Annotated in this window: 15 protein-coding genes and 1 pseudogene; 6 read left to right on the top strand and 10 right to left on the bottom strand. The window is 64.9% G+C overall.

Translation table 11 applies throughout. The features are described from left to right. Window positions 1-91: 91 nt before the first annotated feature. From ACODS9_RS16950 to ACODS9_RS16930, 5 genes are all read left to right on the top strand, one after another. Window positions 92-1,471, top strand: a complete 1,380-nt coding sequence (locus tag ACODS9_RS16950) for a sodium:solute symporter family protein (RefSeq protein ID WP_046854592.1) — start codon at window positions 92-94, stop codon at window positions 1,469-1,471. A gap of 196 nt (window positions 1,472-1,667) precedes the next feature. Continuing rightward, the gene (locus ACODS9_RS16945) at window positions 1,668-3,455 is read left to right on the top strand and encodes an N-acetylglutaminylglutamine amidotransferase (protein ID WP_489094339.1); all 1,788 of its coding nucleotides are present in this window, start codon (window positions 1,668-1,670) and stop codon (window positions 3,453-3,455) included. 3 nt (window positions 3,456-3,458) lie between these two features. Then, window positions 3,459-5,204: an N-acetylglutaminylglutamine synthetase gene (gene ngg, locus ACODS9_RS16940; RefSeq protein WP_401106263.1), complete on the top strand. Its 1,746-nt coding sequence runs from the start codon at window positions 3,459-3,461 to the stop codon at window positions 5,202-5,204. 95 nt (window positions 5,205-5,299) lie between these two features. After that, on the top strand, window positions 5,300-6,484 hold the full coding sequence (locus ACODS9_RS16935; RefSeq protein WP_367858215.1) for an osmoprotectant NAGGN system M42 family peptidase: 1,185 nt from the start codon (window positions 5,300-5,302) through the stop codon (window positions 6,482-6,484). A 120-nt stretch (window positions 6,485-6,604) separates the two neighbouring features. Continuing rightward, on the top strand, window positions 6,605-6,832 hold the full coding sequence (locus ACODS9_RS16930; RefSeq protein WP_401106266.1) for a YheU family protein: 228 nt from the start codon (window positions 6,605-6,607) through the stop codon (window positions 6,830-6,832). Between the two features lie 7 nt (window positions 6,833-6,839). Here the strand turns inward: ACODS9_RS16930 and ACODS9_RS16925 are convergent, their stop codons facing one another. Together ACODS9_RS16925 and ACODS9_RS16920 are read right to left on the bottom strand one after the other, a co-directional pair. Next, window positions 6,840-7,025: a carbon storage regulator gene (locus ACODS9_RS16925; protein ID WP_401106268.1), complete on the bottom strand. Its 186-nt coding sequence runs from the start codon at window positions 7,023-7,025 to the stop codon at window positions 6,840-6,842. A gap of 127 nt (window positions 7,026-7,152) precedes the next feature. Continuing rightward, window positions 7,153-7,965 carry an SDR family oxidoreductase gene (locus ACODS9_RS16920; protein ID WP_046854587.1) on the bottom strand — a complete coding sequence of 271 codons (813 nt, stop codon included), beginning with the start codon at window positions 7,963-7,965 and terminating at the stop codon, window positions 7,153-7,155. Window positions 7,966-8,176: 211 nt separating this feature from the next. On the opposite strand from ACODS9_RS16920, the gene ACODS9_RS16915 reads away from it, so the two are divergent. Next, complete coding sequence (locus ACODS9_RS16915) at window positions 8,177-8,329, top strand: DUF3309 family protein (RefSeq protein WP_046854586.1); 153 nt, start codon at window positions 8,177-8,179, stop codon at window positions 8,327-8,329. Window positions 8,330-8,348: 19 nt separating this feature from the next. Here ACODS9_RS16915 and ACODS9_RS16910 read toward each other — a convergent pair whose 3' ends face one another. From ACODS9_RS16910 to ACODS9_RS16875, 8 genes and pseudogenes are all read right to left on the bottom strand, one after another. Continuing rightward, a complete protein-coding gene (locus ACODS9_RS16910; protein WP_489094338.1) occupies window positions 8,349-11,558 on the bottom strand; it encodes an ATP-binding protein in 3,210 nt (1,069 codons plus the stop codon). 13 nt (window positions 11,559-11,571) lie between these two features. Beyond that, window positions 11,572-12,198, bottom strand: a complete 627-nt coding sequence (locus tag ACODS9_RS16905; protein WP_489094337.1) for a response regulator — start codon at window positions 12,196-12,198, stop codon at window positions 11,572-11,574. 30 nt (window positions 12,199-12,228) lie between these two features. Continuing rightward, the gene (locus tag ACODS9_RS16900; RefSeq protein WP_489094336.1) at window positions 12,229-12,879 is read right to left on the bottom strand and encodes a hypothetical protein; all 651 of its coding nucleotides are present in this window, start codon (window positions 12,877-12,879) and stop codon (window positions 12,229-12,231) included. Window positions 12,880-13,433: 554 nt separating this feature from the next. Beyond that, window positions 13,434-14,168, bottom strand: a pseudogene (locus ACODS9_RS16895) (fimbria/pilus periplasmic chaperone). A gap of 154 nt (window positions 14,169-14,322) precedes the next feature. Further along, window positions 14,323-16,830, bottom strand: a complete 2,508-nt coding sequence (locus ACODS9_RS16890) for a CS1-pili formation C-terminal domain-containing protein (RefSeq protein WP_489094335.1) — start codon at window positions 16,828-16,830, stop codon at window positions 14,323-14,325. An 86-nt stretch (window positions 16,831-16,916) separates the two neighbouring features. Next, entirely contained in the window at window positions 16,917-17,396 is a 480-nt protein-coding gene (locus tag ACODS9_RS16885; RefSeq protein ID WP_046854580.1) for a CS1 type fimbrial major subunit, read from the bottom strand. 199 nt (window positions 17,397-17,595) lie between these two features. Beyond that, on the bottom strand, window positions 17,596-19,260 hold the full coding sequence (locus tag ACODS9_RS16880) for a cation acetate symporter (protein ID WP_038706600.1): 1,665 nt from the start codon (window positions 19,258-19,260) through the stop codon (window positions 17,596-17,598). Then, window positions 19,257-19,568, bottom strand: a complete 312-nt coding sequence (locus ACODS9_RS16875) for a DUF485 domain-containing protein (protein ID WP_023629970.1) — start codon at window positions 19,566-19,568, stop codon at window positions 19,257-19,259. Before ACODS9_RS16875 ends, ACODS9_RS16880 begins: the two co-directional genes overlap by 4 nt. Window positions 19,569-19,739 lie beyond the last annotated feature (171 nt).

The following is a 19,739-nucleotide window of genomic DNA, read 5'->3' as shown; positions in this document are numbered from 1 at the left end:
GAGGCCCGCCAACACAAGACAGAACCGCCGGGCGCCTTGCACCGTCCGGACGGCCGATCTCGCCATAATAAAGATAATCGGGAGACCCCCAATGGCCTTGGACATCATCGTTGTACTGATCTATGCCGCCGGCATGCTCGCGCTTGGCTGGTACGGCATGCGGCGCGCGAAGACCCACGAAGACTACCTGGTGGCCGGGCGCAACCTCGGCCCGACCCTGTACATGGGCACCATGGCCACCACCGTGCTCGGCGGCGCCTCCACCGTCGGCACCGTGCGCCTGGGCTATGTGCACGGCATCTCCGGCTTCTGGCTGTGCGCCGCACTGGGCCTGGGGATCATCGCCCTCAACCTGTTCCTGGCCAAGCCGCTGCTGCGCCTGAAGATCTTCACCGTGACCCAGGTGCTGGAGCGCCGCTACAACCCGATGGCCCGCCAGGCCAGCGCGGCGATCATGCTCGCCTACGCGCTGATGATCGCGGTGACCTCGACGCTGGCCATGGGCACCGTGCTGCAGGTATTGCTCGACGTGCCTTTCTGGATGGCGCTGCTGTTCGGCGGCGGCGTGGTGGTGGTGTACTCGACCATCGGCGGCATGTGGTCGCTGACCCTGACCGACATCGTCCAGTTCGTGATCAAGACCGTGGGCCTGATGTTCATCCTGCTGCCGGTGTGCCTGTACAAGGCCGGCGGCTGGGACGCCCTGGTGGCCAAGCTGCCGGCGGCCAGCTTCAGCTGGACCACCATCGGCTGGGACACCATCATCACCTACTTCCTGATCTACTTCTTCGGCATCCTGATCGGCCAGGACATCTGGCAGCGGGTGTTCACCGCCCGTGACGAGAAGGTCTGCCAGCGCGCCGGCACCACCGCCGGTGTCTACTGCGTGCTGTACGGCCTGGCCTGCGCGCTGATCGGCATGGCCGCCCATGTACTGATGCCCGACCTTGCCAACCCGAACAACGCCTTCGCCGAGATGATCAAGGGCCAGCTGCCCGAGGGCATCCGTGGCCTGCTGATGGCCGCCGCCCTGGCCGCGATGATGTCCACCGCCAGCGCCGGCCTGCTGGCCGCCTCCACCACCCTGACCGAAGACCTGCTGCCGAAACTGCGTGGCGGCAAGCAGTCGAGCCTGGGCATCAACCGTCTGTTCACCTTGCTCACCGGCCTGGTGGTGCTGGGCATCGCCCTGGCGGTCAACGATGTGATCAGCGCCCTGACCCTGGCCTACAACCTGCTGGTGGGCGGCATGCTGATCCCGCTGATGGGCGCGATCTTCTGGAAGCGCGCAACCACCGCCGGGGCCATCGCCAGCATGACGCTGGGCTTCGCCACCGCGTTGTTCTTCATGTTCAAGGACGGCCTGGACGCCAACTCGCCGATCTACTACAGCCTGGCGATCGGCCTGGCGAGCTTCGTGCTGGTCAGCCTGGCGTCACGCAAGCCAGTGGCAACGGTGAACCTGGCCTGACACGCCAAGCGTCATCACCGGTAAGGCGGCCCCTTCCACAGGTGCCGCCTTGCCAGCGAAAGGCCCATAGCCGACTCAGACGACCATTCGCCCTATATAACGGATTGATCTAAAACTCTCACTTCCTGCCCCGGTCACTACCTAAGTGCCCACTTTCGCGGCACACCCTCCCCAACGGCAAAACCGGTAAGGACTTATGTGCGGATTAGCAGGAGAGTTACGTTTCACCCCCATCGACCAAGCACCTCGCCCGGCGGACCTCGCCGCGGTGGAGCGCATCACCCACCACCTGGCGCCCCGCGGCCCCGACGCCTGGGGCTTCCATAGCCAGGGCCCGATCGCCCTCGGCCATCGGCGCCTGAAGATCATGGACCTGTCCGACGGCTCGGCGCAGCCCATGGTCGACAATGACCTGGGCCTGGCCTTGGCCTTCAATGGCGCCATCTACAACTTCCCCGAGCTGCGCCAGGAACTGCAAGACCTGGGCTACCGCTTCTGGTCGGACGGCGACACCGAGGTGCTGCTCAAGGGCTATCACGCCTGGGGCGCGGCACTGCTGCCCAAGCTCAACGGCATGTTCGCCCTGGCCATCTGGGAGCGCGACAACCAGCGCCTGTTCCTGGCCCGCGACCGCCTGGGCGTCAAACCCTTGTACCTGTCGCGCAACGGCGAGCGCCTGCGCTTCGCCTCGACCTTGCCGGCGCTGCTCAAGGGCGGCGATATCGATCCGGTGATCGACCCGGTCGCGCTCAACCACTACCTGAACTTCCACGCCGTGGTGCCCGCGCCGCGCACCTTGCTGGCCAATGTGCAGAAGCTCGAGCCCGGCACCTGGATGCGCGTCGACCGCCATGGCGAGGTCGAGCGCCAGACCTGGTGGCAGCTGCACTACGGCCCGAACCCGGACGAGCGCGAACTCGACCTGGAGGGCTGGACCAGCCGCGTGCTCGACGCCACCCGCGACGCCGTGGCCATCCGCCAGCGCGCGGCGGTGGATGTCGGCGTGCTGCTGTCCGGCGGTGTCGATTCCAGCCTGCTGGTCGGCCTGTTGCGCGAGGCCGGGGTGGACGACCTGTCGACCTTTTCCATCGGCTTCGAGGACGCCGGCGGCGAACGCGGCGACGAGTTCCAGTACTCCGACCTGATCGCCCGGCACTACGGCACCCGTCACCACCAGTTGCGCATCGCCGAGCACGAGATCATCGAGCAACTGCCGGCGGCATTCCGCGCCATGAGCGAACCGATGGTCAGCCACGACTGCATCGCTTTCTACCTGCTGTCACGGGAAGTGGCCAAGCATTGCAAGGGCGTGCAGAGCGGCCAGGGCGCCGACGAACTGTTCGCCGGCTACCACTGGTACCCGCAGGTCGATGGCGCCGAGGATGCCTTCGCGGCCTATCGCCAGGCCTTCTTCGACCGCAGCCACGCCGAGTACCGCGACACCGTGCAGGCGCCCTGGCGCCTCGACAGCGACGCGGCCGGCGACTTCGTACGCGAACACTTCGCCCGCCCCGGCGCGCCGGACGCGGTGGACAAGGCCCTGCGCCTGGACAGCACGGTGATGCTGGTGGACGACCCGGTCAAGCGGGTCGACAACATGACCATGGCCTGGGGTCTGGAGGCGCGCACGCCGTTCCTCGACTACCGCCTTGTGGAGCTGTCGGCGCGCATCCCGGCGCGCTTCAAGCTGCCTGACGGCGGCAAGCAGGTGCTCAAGCAGGCGGCGCGGCGGGTCATCCCCCACGAGGTGATCGACCGCAAGAAGGGCTACTTCCCGGTACCCGGCCTCAAGCACCTGGAAGGCGCCACCCTGGGCTGGGTGCGCGAGCTGCTGACCGACCCAAGCCAGGATCGCGGCCTGTTCGACCCGGCCATGCTCGACCGCCTGCTGAGCAATCCCCACGGCCAGCTCACGCCACTGCGCGGCTCCAAGCTGTGGCAACTGGCGGCCCTGAACCTGTGGCTCAGCGAACAAGGAATCTGACCGATGAAAGCCCACGAGATCGCCTACGGCCAGCGCTTGCTGCGCGGCCAGGCGCCGTCCTACGAGCGCCTGCAGGCGCGCCTGGCCGGAGATGGCAGCGAGCCTCACGACCGGCCACGGGCACTGCACTGTGGCTGGGGGCGGCTGCTGATCGGGCATACCTACCCCGATCCGCTCAGCCTGGCCGAAGACCTGCTGCAGGAGCAGGCGGGCGAGCGCGACATCGCGCTGTATGTCGCGGCGCCCCAGCAGGTGCTGGCCCAGGCCCCGCAACAACTGTTCCTCGACCCCTCCGACACCTTGCGCCTGTGGTTCACCGACTACCGCCCCGCGCAACGGGTGTTCCGCGGCTTCCGCATCCGCCGGGCGCAGGGTCCGGCGGACTGGCAGGCGATCAACACGTTGTACCAGGCCCGCGGTATGCTGCCGGTCGACCCCGAGCTGCTCACCCCCCGCGAACTCGGCGGGCCGGTGTACTGGCTGGCCGAGGACGAGGACAGCCAGGCGGTGATCGGCAGTGTCATGGGCCTGGACCACAGCAAGGCCTTCGACGACCCCGAGCACGGCTGTAGCCTGTGGTGCCTGGCGGTGGACCCGCATTGCACGCGGCCCGGCGTCGGCGAAGTGCTGGTACGCCACCTCATCGAGCACTTCATGAGCCGCGGCCTGGCCTGCCTCGACCTGTCGGTGCTGCACGACAACCGCCAGGCCAAGCGGCTGTACAAGAAGCTCGGCTTTCGCAACCTGCCGACCTTCGCCATCAAGCGCAAGAACGGTATCAACCAGCAACTGTTTCTCGGCCCTGGCCCTGAAGCGACGCTCAACCCCTATGCGCGAATCATCGTCGATGAAGCGCTGCGGCGCGGCATCGAGGTGCAGGTCGACGATGCCGCCAGCGGCCTGTTCACCCTCAGCCTGGGCGGGCGGCGGATCCGCTGCCGCGAGTCATTGAGCGACCTGACCAGCGCCGTGACCATGACCCTGTGCCAGGACAAGCGCCTGACCCGACGAGCCCTGCACAACGCCGGGTTGCAAGTGCCGGCGCAAAAGCTGGCGGGCAATGCCGACGACAACCTGGCGTTTCTCGACGAGCATGGCGCGGTGGTGGTCAAGCCGGTCGATGGCGAGCAGGGCCAAGGGGTGGCGGTCAACCTCACGACGATCGATGAAGTCAGCCATGCCGTGGAACAGGCCAGGCGTTTCGACAGCCGTGTGCTGCTGGAGAGCTTCCATGCCGGCTCCGACCTGCGCATCCTGGTGATCGGCTTCGAAGTGGTAGCGGCGGCGATCCGTCACCCGGCGCAGGTGGTCGGCGACGGCAAGCACAGCATCCGCGCGCTGATCGAAGCGCAGAGCCGTCGGCGCCAGGCCGCCACGGGCGGCGAGAGCCGCATTGCGCTGGACGACGAGACCGAACGTACGCTCAAAGGCTCAGGCCTGGTTTACGACGACATCCTCCCCGCCGGGCAACGCCTGGCCGTGCGCCGCACCGCCAACCTGCATACCGGCGGCACCCTGGAGGATGTCACCGAGCGCCTGCACCCGGTACTGGCCGACGCCGCCGTGCGCGCCGCCCGCGCCCTGGAGATCCCGGTGGTCGGCCTGGACTTCATGGTCCGCGATGCCGAGCACCCGGACTACGTGATCATCGAAGCCAATGAGCGCGCCGGGCTGGCCAATCATGAACCGCAACCGACGGCCGAGCGCTTCGTCGACCTGCTGTTTCCCCACAGCCGGCTACCAGCCTGAATTCATCGCGGGGCAAGCCCATCCCCACGCCTGGTCGCGTGGGGATGGGCGTGGTCCCGCGATAGGGCCCATTACTGCGTCAAGGAGAAATCCTCATGCCCGAACGACACCCCGAACCCGATCTCGACTACCTCAAACGCGTCCTGCTGGAAATGCTCGCCATCCCCAGCCCCACCGGTTTCACCGACACCATCGTGCGCTACGTCGCCGAACGCCTGGATGAGCTGGGCATCCCCTTCGAGCTGACCCGCCGCGGCACCATTCGCGCCACCCTCAAGGGCCGTCAGAGCTCGCCCGACCGTGCCGTCTCGGCGCACCTGGACACCATCGGCGCCAGCGTTCGCCAGTTACAGGACAATGGCCGCCTGGCCCTGGCACCGGTGGGCTGCTGGTCGAGCCGCTTCGCCGAAGGCAGCCGGGTCAGCGTGTTCACCGACACCGGCGTGTACCGCGGCAGCGTACTGCCGCTGATGGCCAGCGGGCACGCCTTCAACACCGCCATCGACCAGATGCCGATCAGCTGGGAGCATGTGGAGGTGCGCCTGGACGCCTACTGCACCACCCGCGCCGATGCCGAAGCACTGGGCATCGCCATCGGCGACTTCGTCGCCTTCGACCCCTTGCCGGAGTTCACCGAAAGCGGCCATATCAGCGCACGCCACCTGGACGACAAGGCCGGTGTCGCTGCGTTGCTGGCGGCGCTCAAGGCCGTGGTCGAAAGTGGCCGGCAACCGCTGATCGACTGCCACCCGCTGTTCACCATCACCGAGGAGACCGGCTCGGGTGCCGCGGCCGCCCTGCCCTGGGACGTCAGCGAGTTCGTCGGCATCGACATCGCACCGGTGGCACCGGGGCAGGCGTCCAGCGAGCACGCGGTGAGCGTGGCCATGCAGGACTCGTCCGGGCCCTACGACTATCACCTGTCGCGCCACCTGCTGAAACTGGCCGGCGACCGCGACCTGCCAGTGCGCCGAGACCTGTTCCGCTACTACTTCAGCGACGCTCACTCGGCGGTGACCGCCGGGCACGATATCCGCACCGCCCTGGTAGCCTTCGGCTGCGATGCCACCCACGGCTATGAGCGCACCCATATCGACAGCCTGGCGGCGCTCAGCCGGCTGCTCAGCGCCTACCTGCTCAGCCCGCCGGTGTTCGCCAGCGACTCGCAACCGGCCAGTGCTTCACTGGAGCGCTTCAGCCACCAGCTGGAGCACGACGCGCAGATGGAAAGCGACACCCGGGTGCCGGCGGTGGACAGCCTGGTGGGCAACAAGGGCTGAGAGCAATCTGCAGGAGCGGCGCTGCGCCGCTCCTGCACAGGCCTCCTGCGCCAATCGACTGCGCATGACAGATGTTTTCACGTAGCATGCGCACATCCCCATCAACCACTGCCCAAACCCATGCTGATTCCTCACGACCAACTCGAAAGCGAAACCCTCACCCGCCTGATCGAGGACTTCGTCACCCGCGACGGCACCGACAATGGCGACGACACGCCGCTGGAAACACGGGTGCTGCGGGTACGCCAGGCGCTGACCAAGGGGCAGGCGTTCATCCTGTTCGACCTGGAAAGCCAGCAATGCCAGTTGCTGGCCCGGCATGAAGTACCGCGGGAACTGCTGGAGTAACGGCTTGTCAGGCCCGCTGTTTCTCCAGTTCCAGGGCCTTGATACGTTTGTAGACTTCTACCCGGTGCACCTCCACCTCTCGAGGTGCAGAGATGCCGAAGCGCACCTGGCCGTTCTCCACCGACATCACCTGAATCCTGATGCCCCCCTCAATGACGATGACCTCGCCCACTTCGCGTCCGATAACCAGCATCTCCGTTGCCTCTCGCTCAAGGGAAAATCGGAGACTGCCTCGCCAGCTTTCGCCTACTCAATCCTTCGCCGCAGAAATAGACATTTCCTACTTGTGAAGGTAAAGAAAGCCTACAGCAATTCGCTGATTAATTAGCTTTACGTGACTTTGCCCGCATCTTGACCGCCATGTCCGCCATTTCGTCGTATAGCCGCTCAGGTGCCTGGCACTTGAGCTTCCAGGCCTGGCGCCCGGCTTCATGGGGAAGGATCAGGAACTCGTCGGCAGCCACCCGTTCATGAATATACTCGGCGATGTCGGCCGCATTGATCGGCGAGCCTTCCAGCAACTTGCCCACTTGCGCCTTCATCGCCGGGTCCGGCCCACGGAACGAGTCGAGCAGGTTGGTCTGGAAGAACGACGGGCACACCACATGCACCGCCACCTCCACCTGGCGCAGCTCTACCAGCAGGCTTTCGGACAGCGCCAGCACACCGGCCTTGGCCACGTTGTAGTTGCTCATGCCCGGCCCCTGCATCAGCGCCGCCATCGAGGCGATGTTGATGATCCGCCCACGGCTGCGTTCGAGCTGTGGCAGGAACGCCTTGCAGCCCTTGACCACACCCATCAGGTTGACCGCGATCTGCCAGTCCCAGTCTTCCAGGGACAACTCGGCGAAGAAGCCGCCCGAGGCCACCCCGGCATTGTTGACGATCACATCGACCCCACCGAGCTTCTCCTCGCAGGCCTGGGCCAGGGCGGTGAGCTGGCTGTAGTCGCGCACGTCGCAGCGCTGGGTGAAGCCGTCGCCTCCGGCCTGACGCACCAAAGCCAGGGTTTCGCGCAAGCCCGCCTCATTGACGTCTGCCAGGGCCAACTGCCAGCCCTCGCGGGCCCAGCGCAGGGCAATCTCGCGGCCAAGGCCGGAGCCGGCGCCAGTGATCATCATTCGGTTGTGCATGGTGGAGCGCCTTGAACAGTGGGAATGGCTGGAGTCTAGCCACAACACCCTGGCTGCCGGTACGGCATCAAATTGCTGAATACGCCAGTATCGGGCGGCAGGTATTTCAATCGCCAGGCAGGCGGATTGAATTTTTAGCCAAGGGCACCGGTCGGAACCATTAAGCGGCTACCGCTGCGCTCCAGCCCTTCCATCACGCAAGGACTCCGCCATGACCACGATCCTCATCATCATCCTGATCCTGCTGCTGATCGGTGGCTTACCGGTCTTCCCTCACTCCCGCTCCTGGGGTTACGGCCCGTCCGGCATCATCGGCGTGGTGCTGGTGGTCCTGCTGATTCTCTTGTTGCTGGGCAGGATATGAACCTGGCCTGGCATCACGCTCAGGCCTGAGCGCGGCTGCCCAGATAGTGCTCCAGGTCTTGCATCACCACACGCAAGACCTGGGCATCACGGTGCAGCCGCTCAAGATGCAAGGGTTCGCTGGCACAACTGGCCTCCAGCCGCTCGCAGGCGGTGATCAGGTCGACCGCGCGCAAGATGCGTGCGCCGCCCTTGACCCGATGCGCCAGTGCCGCCAATGCCTGAGGATCCTCGGCTGAACTTTCCAGGAGAGCCAGGCAGGCGAGGTCATCACGATTGCTGCGCCGCAGATCGGCCAGCACCGCCTCCAGCGCGTCCAGGTCACCGCCCGCCAACTGGCGCAGATGCTCGAAATCGAATTTCGCCCCACGTGCCTCCCCATCCGGCAAACGCTTGCCCTGCCTGGCCGCACTGCCGGCCAGCACGCCCACCAGCGCCTGCAAGTCGAGCGGCTTGAACAGGCAATCATCCATGCCGGCCGCACGGCAACGACGCCGTTCGTCCGCCAACGCGCTGGCGGTAAGCCCGACTATCCGACACGCCGCCCTGCCCCTGCGCCGCTCATGCAGACGAATCGCCCTGGCCAGGCCATAACCGTCGAGTCGCGGCATGCTGCAATCGCTGATGACAACATCGAAGTGCTCGTTCAACCACAGCCGTAGTGCCTGCGTCCCGTCTTCCGCAACCCGGGCCTGATGCCCGAGGTAATCGAGTTGTTGAGCCAACAGCAAGCGATTGGCCGGGTAGTCGTCCACCACCAGCACGCGCAACCGTAAGTCGCCCACCGGGACATCGCTGCGCGGTGGTACTGCAGGTACTGCCAGATCCAGCGACTGGATTGCCAGTTCCAGGTGGATCTGCGCCCGGGTGCCCTTGCCCAGCTCGCTGCTCAACTGCAAGTGACCGCCCATCAACTGGCACAAACTGCGGCAGATGCCCAAGCCAAGCCCCGCGCTGTTGCGTGGCGACTGGCGCTGATTGCTGGCCTGGCGAAATGGCTGGCCCAGCTCGGCCAGTTCCGCCTTGGCAATGCCGATACCGGTGTCCTCGACGCTCAAGCCTACCACCAGGCAATCGCCACGGGACTGAGCGCAAATGCTCACCTGGACCCGTCCCTGCGTCGTGAACTTGATTGCATTGCTCAACAGATTGGCCAGCACCTGCCGCAAGCGCACCGGGTCGAGCAGCACCGGGCGGTCAACATCGCCTTGAACCGTGAGATCAAGCCGCAATCCCTTGCCACGGGCCTGTTGCTCGAACAACTGGATAACCTGCGTCACCTGCTCACGCAGGCATACCACCATCGGCGTCAACTGCAACTGGCCCGCTTCGATGCGGGTCACGTCGAGGATATCGCCGATCAGTTCCTGCAATCCTCGGGCGGCGTCGGCTGCCACCTCGATGGCCAGGTGATCGAGTACGCCCTGACCCGCCTTGCGCTGCGCCAGTTCCAGCATGCCCAGCAGAGCGTGCAACGGTGTGCGGATTTCATGGCTCATGGCTGCCAGAAAGTGGGTCTTGGCCTGGTTGGCCGATTCTGCCTCTCGTTTGGCACGGCGCAGTTGCACCTGCAGGCGGCGCAGGTAGCGAATCCACAACGCGGCCACAGCCAGTGCGGCAAAGGCGCCGAAAAACCCTACCAGCAATTGGGTCCGGTAGCGCTGCCAGCCGCTGGCGGCAATGATCATCGGACTGCGCCAGCGCCGGGCCAGCGCATCGGTTTCCTGCGGGGCCAGTTCGAGCAGCGCCTTGTCCAGGATACTCTGCAGATGCGCCTCTGCTTGGTTGCTGGCGAATGCAAAATGCGCCACCGGCAAGGCCAGGCTGTTGATCCGCAGGCGCCCGGGGTACCAACGAGCAACCAGCAACCGGGCCTGGTCGAGGGGCAGCACGGCTGCCGCAACCCTTCCGGCAGCCACCGCGTGCACCGCCTCCAGAGCACCGCCGACCGGCGCTTGCAGGATCCCCGGGTGCGCCTGGGCCAGCAGATCCTGCGCTGCACTGCCCTCGACCAAGGCCAGCAGCTGGCCGCTCAGTTGTCCCAGATCATCCGGCCGTCTGGCGTGCTCCAGCGCTACCAGCACATGCGCAGAACTCAGGTAGCCACGACTGAATCGCAGGAGCTCTCCACGCGCCGGGCTGTAGGGCAGGCCGGCAATCAGCTGTGCCTTTCCCAGGCGTACCTGCCCGACCATCTGCGCCGCATTGCCGCCCGCCTCGACCTGAAACTCCAGGCCGGTTCGCCGACCAATCAATTGCAGCAGATCAAGGCTCAGGCCCTGCAGTTGCCCTTTGCCATCGCGAAAGCTCAATGGCATCGCTTGCTCATCCACAAGGACACTGACCCGAGGATTCTCGGCCACCCAACGCCGCTCGGCTTCGCTCAGGGCAACGCCTGACGATCGGCGTAAAGCGGCAGGCAACGTATTCCAACGCCCAAGGATGTCGTCATGGTGCTCACCCAGCCCCCCCAGGATGCGATCAACCATGCCAATCAAGGGTACGTTGTCAGGTGCCATGGCGAAACCGACGGCCTGACGCGCCAGGGCCGGTTGGCCGATTTCCTCGGCTGCGCTCCATTGGTTGCGGCCCAGCAGATAGCGGCTACCCAGCATGCTGCCCAGATAAAGGTCGGCGTCTCCCAGCGCCAGGGCCGCGAGGGCACTGAAGGGCGAGGGATGGAGCTGGATCTCGGCCATGGGATACAGCGCCTGGACTTGTCGACTCGGGCGATAGCCATCGACCAGCGCCAGTCTGAAGCTGGCACCGCTGCGGATCTGCTCCTGGGCGTTGTGCTGCGGGGCAATCAGCAGCGGACGATCCATCGCATAGGGCAAAGACAGTCGCAGCCCGGCCTCGAGAGCCTGCGGGGGGCTGACCGAACCAATCAGGTCGAGATTGCCCTGGCGCAAGGCTGTCGCCGCCTCGGCGAACGAGGCGAACACCTGCAGCTGTACTTCGAGGCGCAGTTGGCTCGCCAGCAGCCCGACGTAATCGGCGGTGATGCCCTCATACGCCTGCCCCGTGGTGAGCATGTCGAACGGTGGGTTGTCACGGGCGATCACGCCCAGGCGCAACTCGCGGTGCTCCCACAGCCAGCGCAGCTGCGCGTTGTCCAGGACCGGCGGCGACGTCTGCGGCGCGGGGCGCGCATGCAGTTGCACGGCGGCGCAGGTTGGCAGGTAGCTCAGACACCCCAGTATCCCTATCAGCAAGGCACGCAGGAACACGGGACGACAGCGCTCAGATGAGCGCGTTGCGACGGGCGAAATCCGCCAGGTCGATCAACGAGCTGAGTCGCAGCTTTTCCAGAAGGCGAATCTTGTAGGTGCTGATGGTCTTGTTGCTCAGCAACATGGCCTCGCCGATGGCCTTGTTGCTATAGCCTCGCGCCAGGTGCTGCAGGACCATCAGCTCGCGATCGGTCAAACTGGCGATGCACTGTGCCTCGGTTGCCTGCAGGTCCTGGCGGTTGACCGAGCTGAGCGCCACCTCGGGAAAGTAGCTGTAGCCAGACAGCACCGCGCGCACCGCCTTGCCGAGCTCATCGAGGTCATCGGTTTTGGACACATACCCCACGGCCCCGGCCTGCATGCAACGCAACGAGTAGGACTCGGCCAGTTGCGAGGTCAGTACCACGATACGCGTGAGCGTCCCCAGCGCCTTGATCCGAGCGATCACTTCCAGCCCATCCAGGCCCGGCATGGCGATATCGAGAATCACCAGGTCCGGCGCCTGCTCACGGGCCAGGCGTACCGCATCGATGCCATTGTCGGCCTGGCCGACTACTTCCAGGCGTTGCTGGCGCAGCAGCATGCAGACGGTACTGCGGATGAAGGGGTGGTCGTCGACCACCAGGACTCTGTGCATGGCGTTTACCTCGTGCACCATATCAGCCGGCTACAGCTCGGCGTCGAAGACCACGGTGACCTGGCCGGTATAAGTGCTGCCGGGATGCTGGAGCATGGCCTGTACATCGTTGCGCCCTACCTCGAAATGCAGTTGCCCGGGTCGATTGAGGGTCGGCATCGCTGCCTCGAACTGCAACGCCGCGAGTCGCCCGGTGGGCAAAGGCAGCCGCTCCACCGCCTGGCCCCGATGCTGGACACCCGCAGGCAGGCTCATGGCAACATCAACAGGTACCTGCTCTCCTCCATCGTTTTTGATGGCACACTTCGCGCCCGTGTCGTACTGACAGAGCTTGTAGACCTTGAACGGGCCCGTGGACCACACCCTGAACGGCAAATCGCGATAGAGACGTTGCGGCGCCTTGCCACCTGCCAGCCACGCCTGCCAGCCATTTCTGGGCTCCAGCACGGCCCGATCGGATCCCGGCGGGAACTCGAACATGAAGGCATGCTGTACATCGAGTTCGAAATTGACCGTAAGGCTGTCTCCGCTCAGGTTGCTCACATCGTTGCCGAAATCGAAATCTCCGCCGGGGCCGATGCGGTAGGTGATGCTCCCTCGGTAGGTACCGGCCTTTAGCCGATAAGGGGGAGGTATGTTCATGTTGAAGCCGATGCTGAGCTCTTCCACGTCAGCCTGCATCACGGTACCTGCAGGGGCATAGGTGCTACGTGACCAGCATGGCGCGGGAGTGACTGAATCGCTCGGACGCCACAGCACTTTCGCCCTACCATCCCCCCAACTACCCGACGCCCCGCCACCGGAAACGCATCCGCCAAGTATTCGGTTAAACGCTGGGTTGCGATCGAGACTTGGACTTTTGGCAGTCACGCTGAACAACGTCCATTCGAAACTCATCCGACGCGGTTCGCCTGTTTCATCGTGATAGACATCGACCTCCCGGCGCCCTGGGAGCTGGAGGAAGAATTCGTTTCGAGGATCCGCTGCTTCCTGTACCGCTTTTTTCGTGAATGTAATGGGCAGGTCGACCGTAGTGATCCCGCGGCAAGTTGCGGGCCACTGCCTACATAGACCACCCGACGGTGTCGTATTCTCGAAGCGCCCCGACCCGCCCCCCCTATACTGGGCGCTGATGGTCACTTCCAGTGCGCTGGCCAATGGCATGACCCCGCACAGCAAGGTAGCCCAGGCCCAGCGTCCCCACCCTCGCCGGCTTGTGGAAGAGGAAAGCACGATCATCCCTCCACCACCATCGCACGGGGCTTATCGCCCTCATGTAGCTCGAACTGGTGAACCTTGCCCACTTCCCCGCTGAACTGCCGGGTACGGCCAGGCAGAAGATGATGCTTGGTGGCAGGATCACAATCCTGCCCCGCAGCCTAGCATTGGCGGAAATGGTCGAGCACGACCGTGGCATTGCCCTGGTTGACGACCGTCAAACGACCGCCCTCGCGCCGTACCGGCGTCTGGAAGCGCGTCTCGGCGGGCCTGACAAACAGCAACGAACCATATCCGGCCAGCAAGTTGACCCCGGCCTTGAGGCTGTCACGGTATTTTTCTGCTTCCTGCTCATCCACGGCGAAGCCGTCGCCCAGCTCCGGCAGCACCGGCACGAAGCGCAGGCGGAAATAGCGCTCCTGCTCTCGCGAACCACGGTAAAGCAGGCGCACCGCCTGCATACCCTGGGCCGGCACGATCAGCCGCGCCGGGCTGGCGACCAGGCCGCGCTGCTCCAGTGGCAGGCCATCGGTGTCCACCTCGTGGGCCACGCCAGCGCTGTCATACACCAGCTCGGCGACGCTGACCTTGACGAAGGCGGTGGTGTCGCCGCCGTTGCGCACCCGTTTGAGCAAGGTGCTCTTACCACCATCGAGGTAGTCGTACAACGCCCCGACATTGAGTTCGGGGGCGGCGCTGGCGGCCAAGGGCAAGGCCAGCAGCGCCAGGGCCAGCAGGCGGAGGATGTTCATGGTCAAAGCTCCGTACGTGGGTGACGGGAAAGTATCGGTGGGGTATGGCCATGTAGCCATGGCAGAACCAGCGGGATCCTTCCCGCTGGGTATTCGGAAATTTCCTGTAATCCGGTAAACCTTTGGTGCAAAGCCACTGCCCGGGCCAGACACGCTAGCCCTGCCCTCCGCGCGCGACCGTGGCCACCTTGGCAATCTCGGGTGCGCACCGCTGGTCGCCTGCCAGCAGCACATCGTCCTCCCGCGCCAACGTGCTCATGTCCAGGCTCAGCAGGCATACCGCCTGCCCCTGTTGACGGATCTCCAGGGTCGGGGTCGACTCGCTCATCTCGACCGCAAAGAAACCATCGGTCTCGGTGACGCTGCGGCTGGCATGGTTGATCACCTGGGCGCCGCGCATCGGCTTGCCATGCTCGTCGAACAGGCGACCCAGCACGGTAACCGTGCGCAACACCCGCACTTGGCGGTATTCGATACCGCCGCGGTTGAGGTGATAGTCCAGGCTCGCGGGCTGGATTACCGCCGCGGTGGCGGCGCTGCCCTCGAAATCGAACTGCACGTGCCCGGCCTTGTAGGCTGCGACCGGGATCACGTTGCGCCCAGGCCGCAGGTTGGCGGAACCACCATGGCGGTCGTCGGCGCGCAGCTTCAACCCGTCGATATCGGTGTCGACGTCGACGATCAGCCCGGCCTGGTGCGGCAGGTACTGACCACTCATGGCCGCCTTGCCGGCCCCCACGGCCACCATGCTCTCCAGATTGAGGCCACCGTTGAAGTCGCCGCTGTAGGACGAGCGCTGGACATAGGCATCGCCGTGCACGACCTGGTTCTCGAACTGGGTGTCGCCGCCAAGCCCCGCGCCGTAGCGGTCCGCGCTGAGCGTGGCGCCGACGCTGCGCAGTGGCCCGATATCGACATCTTGCTGGTAGGCCAGCGAGGCGTTGAGGTCGCGCCCACCGTCTCGCGAGGTGCGGCTGCCGACACTGGCCGATACACGCCGGCCACTGCCGCCACCCAGGCTCATGCTCAGGCTCAAGTTGACCCCGCGGCTGCGAGACTCGCCTGTGGCTGCCGTGCCTGGACGATCGAACAGCGACAGTCGCCAGTTGGCGTCCGAGCCCAACAGACGACCGTAGTAAGACCAACCCAGGTCGAGGCCAGTGCCAGCATTGGCGCCTTCAGCATGCGAAAGCCGCACGCTGGCGGTGTTGCGTGGGTCGAGACGGTGGCTCAACGACAATGACGACTGTGTCTGGCGCGCCTGGAATGGCCGCGATGCTTCATCGTCAAAGCGGCTCCAGTCGGGGCGCGCCAGCCAGGTTCGGCTGTGGCTGGCAACCAGCGAGCCCCTGTCGTAGGCATGGATCAGCTGCAAGTCGTAGCCGTTGCCCTGGCCTTGGGTCTGGAACAGGTTGGCGTACAGCTTGAAACGCTCACGCAGGTCCCAGTCCAGCGAGGTGCCGTACTGCATGGCGTCATCGACACGCTGCGCCGACAAGCCAAGGATCGCCCGTGGATGCAGCATGTAGTTGGCCAGCACGCCAGCGGCGAGGCTGTCGTCGGTGTCACGCTCCCAGTTGCTCAGCAACGTGCTCTGGCGCCCCAGGTAAAGGTTGTAGCGCCAGGGCACATCGGTACTGCGCCAGTTGCTGGGTTTGTAGATGAACTCCTGAGTGCGCGAGGTTTCCTGGCCGTCTTCGACCAGGCGTACCTCGACTTCGTAAATGCCCCCGGGCAGGACCTTGGTGTCGAGGGTCTGCAATCCAGGCTGCACCGGCTGGCTGTTGATCAGCACGCCGTTGCGGTAGACCTCGGCGACGGCGGGACGATTGGGGGTAACGTAGATCGGCGTGGCACTCGGTGCGCCAGTGTCGATGGCCAGGCTGTCGCTGCTGCCCAGCATCAAGCCGAGGGTGGTATCGGCCGTGCTGCCCATCAGCCGGGGCTGGCGGGTCAACCCCTGGGCGCTGGGGGTGAAGTAGCCCAGCCGGTAGAACTGGTTTTCCACCAGGCGCTCGGCATACAGCTGGTCGACCCGATGGCGCGTGCCCTGGCGACTATCGCTGCCCCGGTCGAGCTGGCCGTCGGCCAAGGTCGTCCAGTTGCCCACGCTGCCCTGGCCCTGCAAGGCATAACGACCACTGGTGGCATGGCCGTCATTGACCAGGTTGAGCTGGTTGCGCAGCAGCAGCCCATAGCTGCCCTGCTCCGGCTGACGATGAAAACGTTCACTGACATCGGCGATCTCGGCCTGGTCGGTCAACAGCGACAACTGCGAGTTCACCAGGCTGTAGTGCACCGCGCGCAGGCCGTCGGGGCAATCGACGCGGCAGTCCCCCAAGGGGCGGCCGTCAATCAGGCGCTCACGCCAGCGGCGGCGCAGGCTTTCCGGTTCACGGCTGTCGAGGGTGTCGGTGAACTCCAGCAGCTGTACGCGCTGATCGCGGCTGAGCACCACCATGGCATCACCGAGATAGCGCCCATCGAGGTCGACCCGGACCGCCAGCGGCACATCGAAAAAATGCGCTTCGAACTCACGCGGCAGGCCATCGATGGCACCGAGGGCATTGCCGGCGGCCGGGCTGGCGGGCGAATGGGCGGCCAGCCAGGCCGGCAGCAGCAACCAGCGGCCCATGGCCGCCAGGGTGGAATGATTGGTCATGAGGCGTCGCTTGCAGGCAATACCCACCCGCCCCTCGGCGGGAGCCGAGGGTCAGGGGGAACAACGGATGAACGAAGAGGGAGGGCTCAGGGTGCGGCGGTTTCGAAGATCATGCTCACCAGGCCCTGGTAGTTGCCAGGCACATAACCGGTAGCCGGCGCGGGCTGGGCCGCCACCTCGAAGCCGATGATCGCGCCAGGTGCCGCCTGGGTGGCGCTGACGACTTCGGCCGGGGTGGTCTGCAGCACGGTGTCGCCGACCTTGACGTCGAGGCCGATGTTTTCGGTGCCGCTGGCGATGACCGCCGGCGAAACCAGATAGGCGGTGATCGGGCCCACGGTGCTCTTGACCTGCAATTCCTTGCGGATCGGATCGAGCTTGGCCTGATACGAGTTCCAGGCCATTTCCTGCGGGTCGTTCATCCAGTTGCCGCCCACCGGCTCGACGAAGAAAGCGTCGGTCGGCACCTGGGCGGTCACCTGGACCTGCTTCTCGATCGGGTCCACCGCAAAAGCGGAGCCGGCGAAGAACATGGCCAGGGGAAGGGCGAGTAACGTACGTTTCACGAATCTGATCTCCTTGAAGTGGTCAATGCCTGCCGGCGCATGGCCAGCAGGTGAGGAGAAGTATTGGTGAACACGTCGCGGCGATGACTAAGACCGTTCCGAGCGAGCCTAAGAAATTTCCTAGCGGCAGGTGACGCGACAACGCTGGAAGCACAATGCCCCGGCATGGGCCGGGGCATTGTGTGTTCAGCTCAAGCTATCAGTGCGATACCGCGCCACTGGCCCCAAGGCCGGTCTGCGAGCGGACGAACTGCGGGAAGAACAGCGCACGTTCGTTCTCGGCGGCCTTGGACTTGTCGGTGACCGAGAAGAACCAGATGCCGGCGAAGGCGATGATCATCGAGAACAGTGCCGGGTACTCGTACGGGTAGATGGCTTTCTCATGACCGAGGATCTGCACCCAGATGGTCGGGCCGAGGATCATCAGGCCCACCGCACTGACCAGGCCCATCCAGCCACCGATCATGGCGCCGCGGGTGGTCAGTTTCTTCCAGTACATCGAGAGCAGCAGCACCGGGAAGTTGCAGCTGGCGGCGATGGAGAAGGCCAGGCCGACCATGAAGGCGATGTTCTGCTTCTCGAACAGGATGCCCAGGCCGATCGCCAGCACGCCCAGGGCGACGGTGGTGATCTTCGACACGCGGATCTCGTCCTTGTCGTTGGCCTTGCCCTTGCGCCAGACGCTGGCGTACAGGTCATGGGACACCGCCGAGGCGCCGGCCAGGGTCAGGCCGGCGACCACCGCGAGGATGGTGGCGAAGGCCACTGCCGAGATGAAGCCGAGGAACACGCTGCCACCCACCGCGTCGGCCAGGTGCACCGCCGCCATGTTGTTGCCGCCGATCAGGGCGCCGGCGGCATCCTTGAAGTCGGGGTTGGTGCTGACCAGCAGGATCGCGCCGAAGCCGATGATGAAGGTCAGGATGTAGAAGTAACCGATGAAACCAGTGGCGTAGAGCACCGACTTGCGGGCTTCCTTGGCGTCACTGACGGTGAAGAAGCGCATCAGGATGTGCGGCAGGCCGGCGGTACCGAACATCAGCGCCAGGCCCAGCGAGAACGCCGAGATCGGATCCTTGACCAGGCCACCCGGACTCATGATCGCCTCGCCCTTGGCATGCACCTTGATCGCCTCGGAGAACAGGGTGTTGAAGTCGAAGCCGACGTGCTTCATCACCATCAATGCCATGAAGCTGGCGCCGGACAGCAGCAGCACCGCCTTGATGATCTGCACCCAGGTGGTGGCCAGCATGCCGCCGAACAGCACGTACAGGCACATCAGGATACCAACCAGGATCACCGCCACATGGTAGTCCAGGCCGAACAGCAGCTCGATCAGCTTGCCAGCACCCACCATCTGGGCGATCAGGTAGAACGCCACCACCACCAGCGAACCGGAAGCCGACAGGGTGCGGATTTCCTTCTGCCCAAGGCGATACGAGGCCACGTCAGCGAAGGTGTACTTGCCCAGGTTGCGCAGGCGTTCGGCAATCAGGAACAGGATGATCGGCCAGCCGACCAGGAAACCGATGGAGTAGATCAGGCCGTCGTAGCCCGAGGTGAACACCAGCGCGGAAATACCCAGGAACGAGGCCGCCGACATGTAGTCACCGGCGATCGCCAGGCCGTTCTGGAAACCGGTAATCTTGCCGCCGGCGGCATAGTAGTCAGCCGCCGACTTGTTGCGCTTGGAGGCCCAGTAGGTAATACCCAGGGTGAAGGCGACGAAGGCCACGAACATGGCGATGGCAGCGACGTTCAGCGGTTGTTTCTGCACCTCGCCGGTCAGGGCATCGGCGGCCCACACGGCGGGTGCGAAGGCACCGCAGGCCAGTACGGCCAGGGTTTTGGCGTGTCGGATCATTGCTTGGCCTCCTCGAGGATCGCCTTGTTCAACTCGTCGAATTCGCCGTTGGCGCGGCGCACATAGAGCGCGGTGAGCACGAATGCCGAGAGAATCAGCCCGACACCGAGGGGGATGCCCCAGGTGATCGACGAGCCGGCGCTGAGCTTGGCGCCCAGCACGTGCGGACCATAGGCGATGAGGAGGATGAAGGCGCAGTAGAGGCCGAGCATGATCGCCGAGAGGATCCAGGCGAAACGCTCGCGCTTGGTGACCAGTTCCTTGAAGCGGGGACTGTTCTGTATCGATTGGTAAATGCTGTCGTTCATTGTTTTTGTCCTAGCAGCACAGATTAGGGAGAACCCGACTCCACTTTATGCTGCCGCTGGACGCCAACCAGACGACCTTAGTCTTAGATGCAACGGTGTTTTGCAAAATTTGCAACAACCGCAAACGCATCGCGGGGCAAGTCGCATCGGCGAACCGCCGCTCCCATTGCT

Source organism: Pseudomonas sp. FG36 (genome assembly GCF_057809275.1).
Note: the sequence above shows the minus strand (reverse complement) of the source record. Positions and strands in the feature narration are given on the sequence as shown.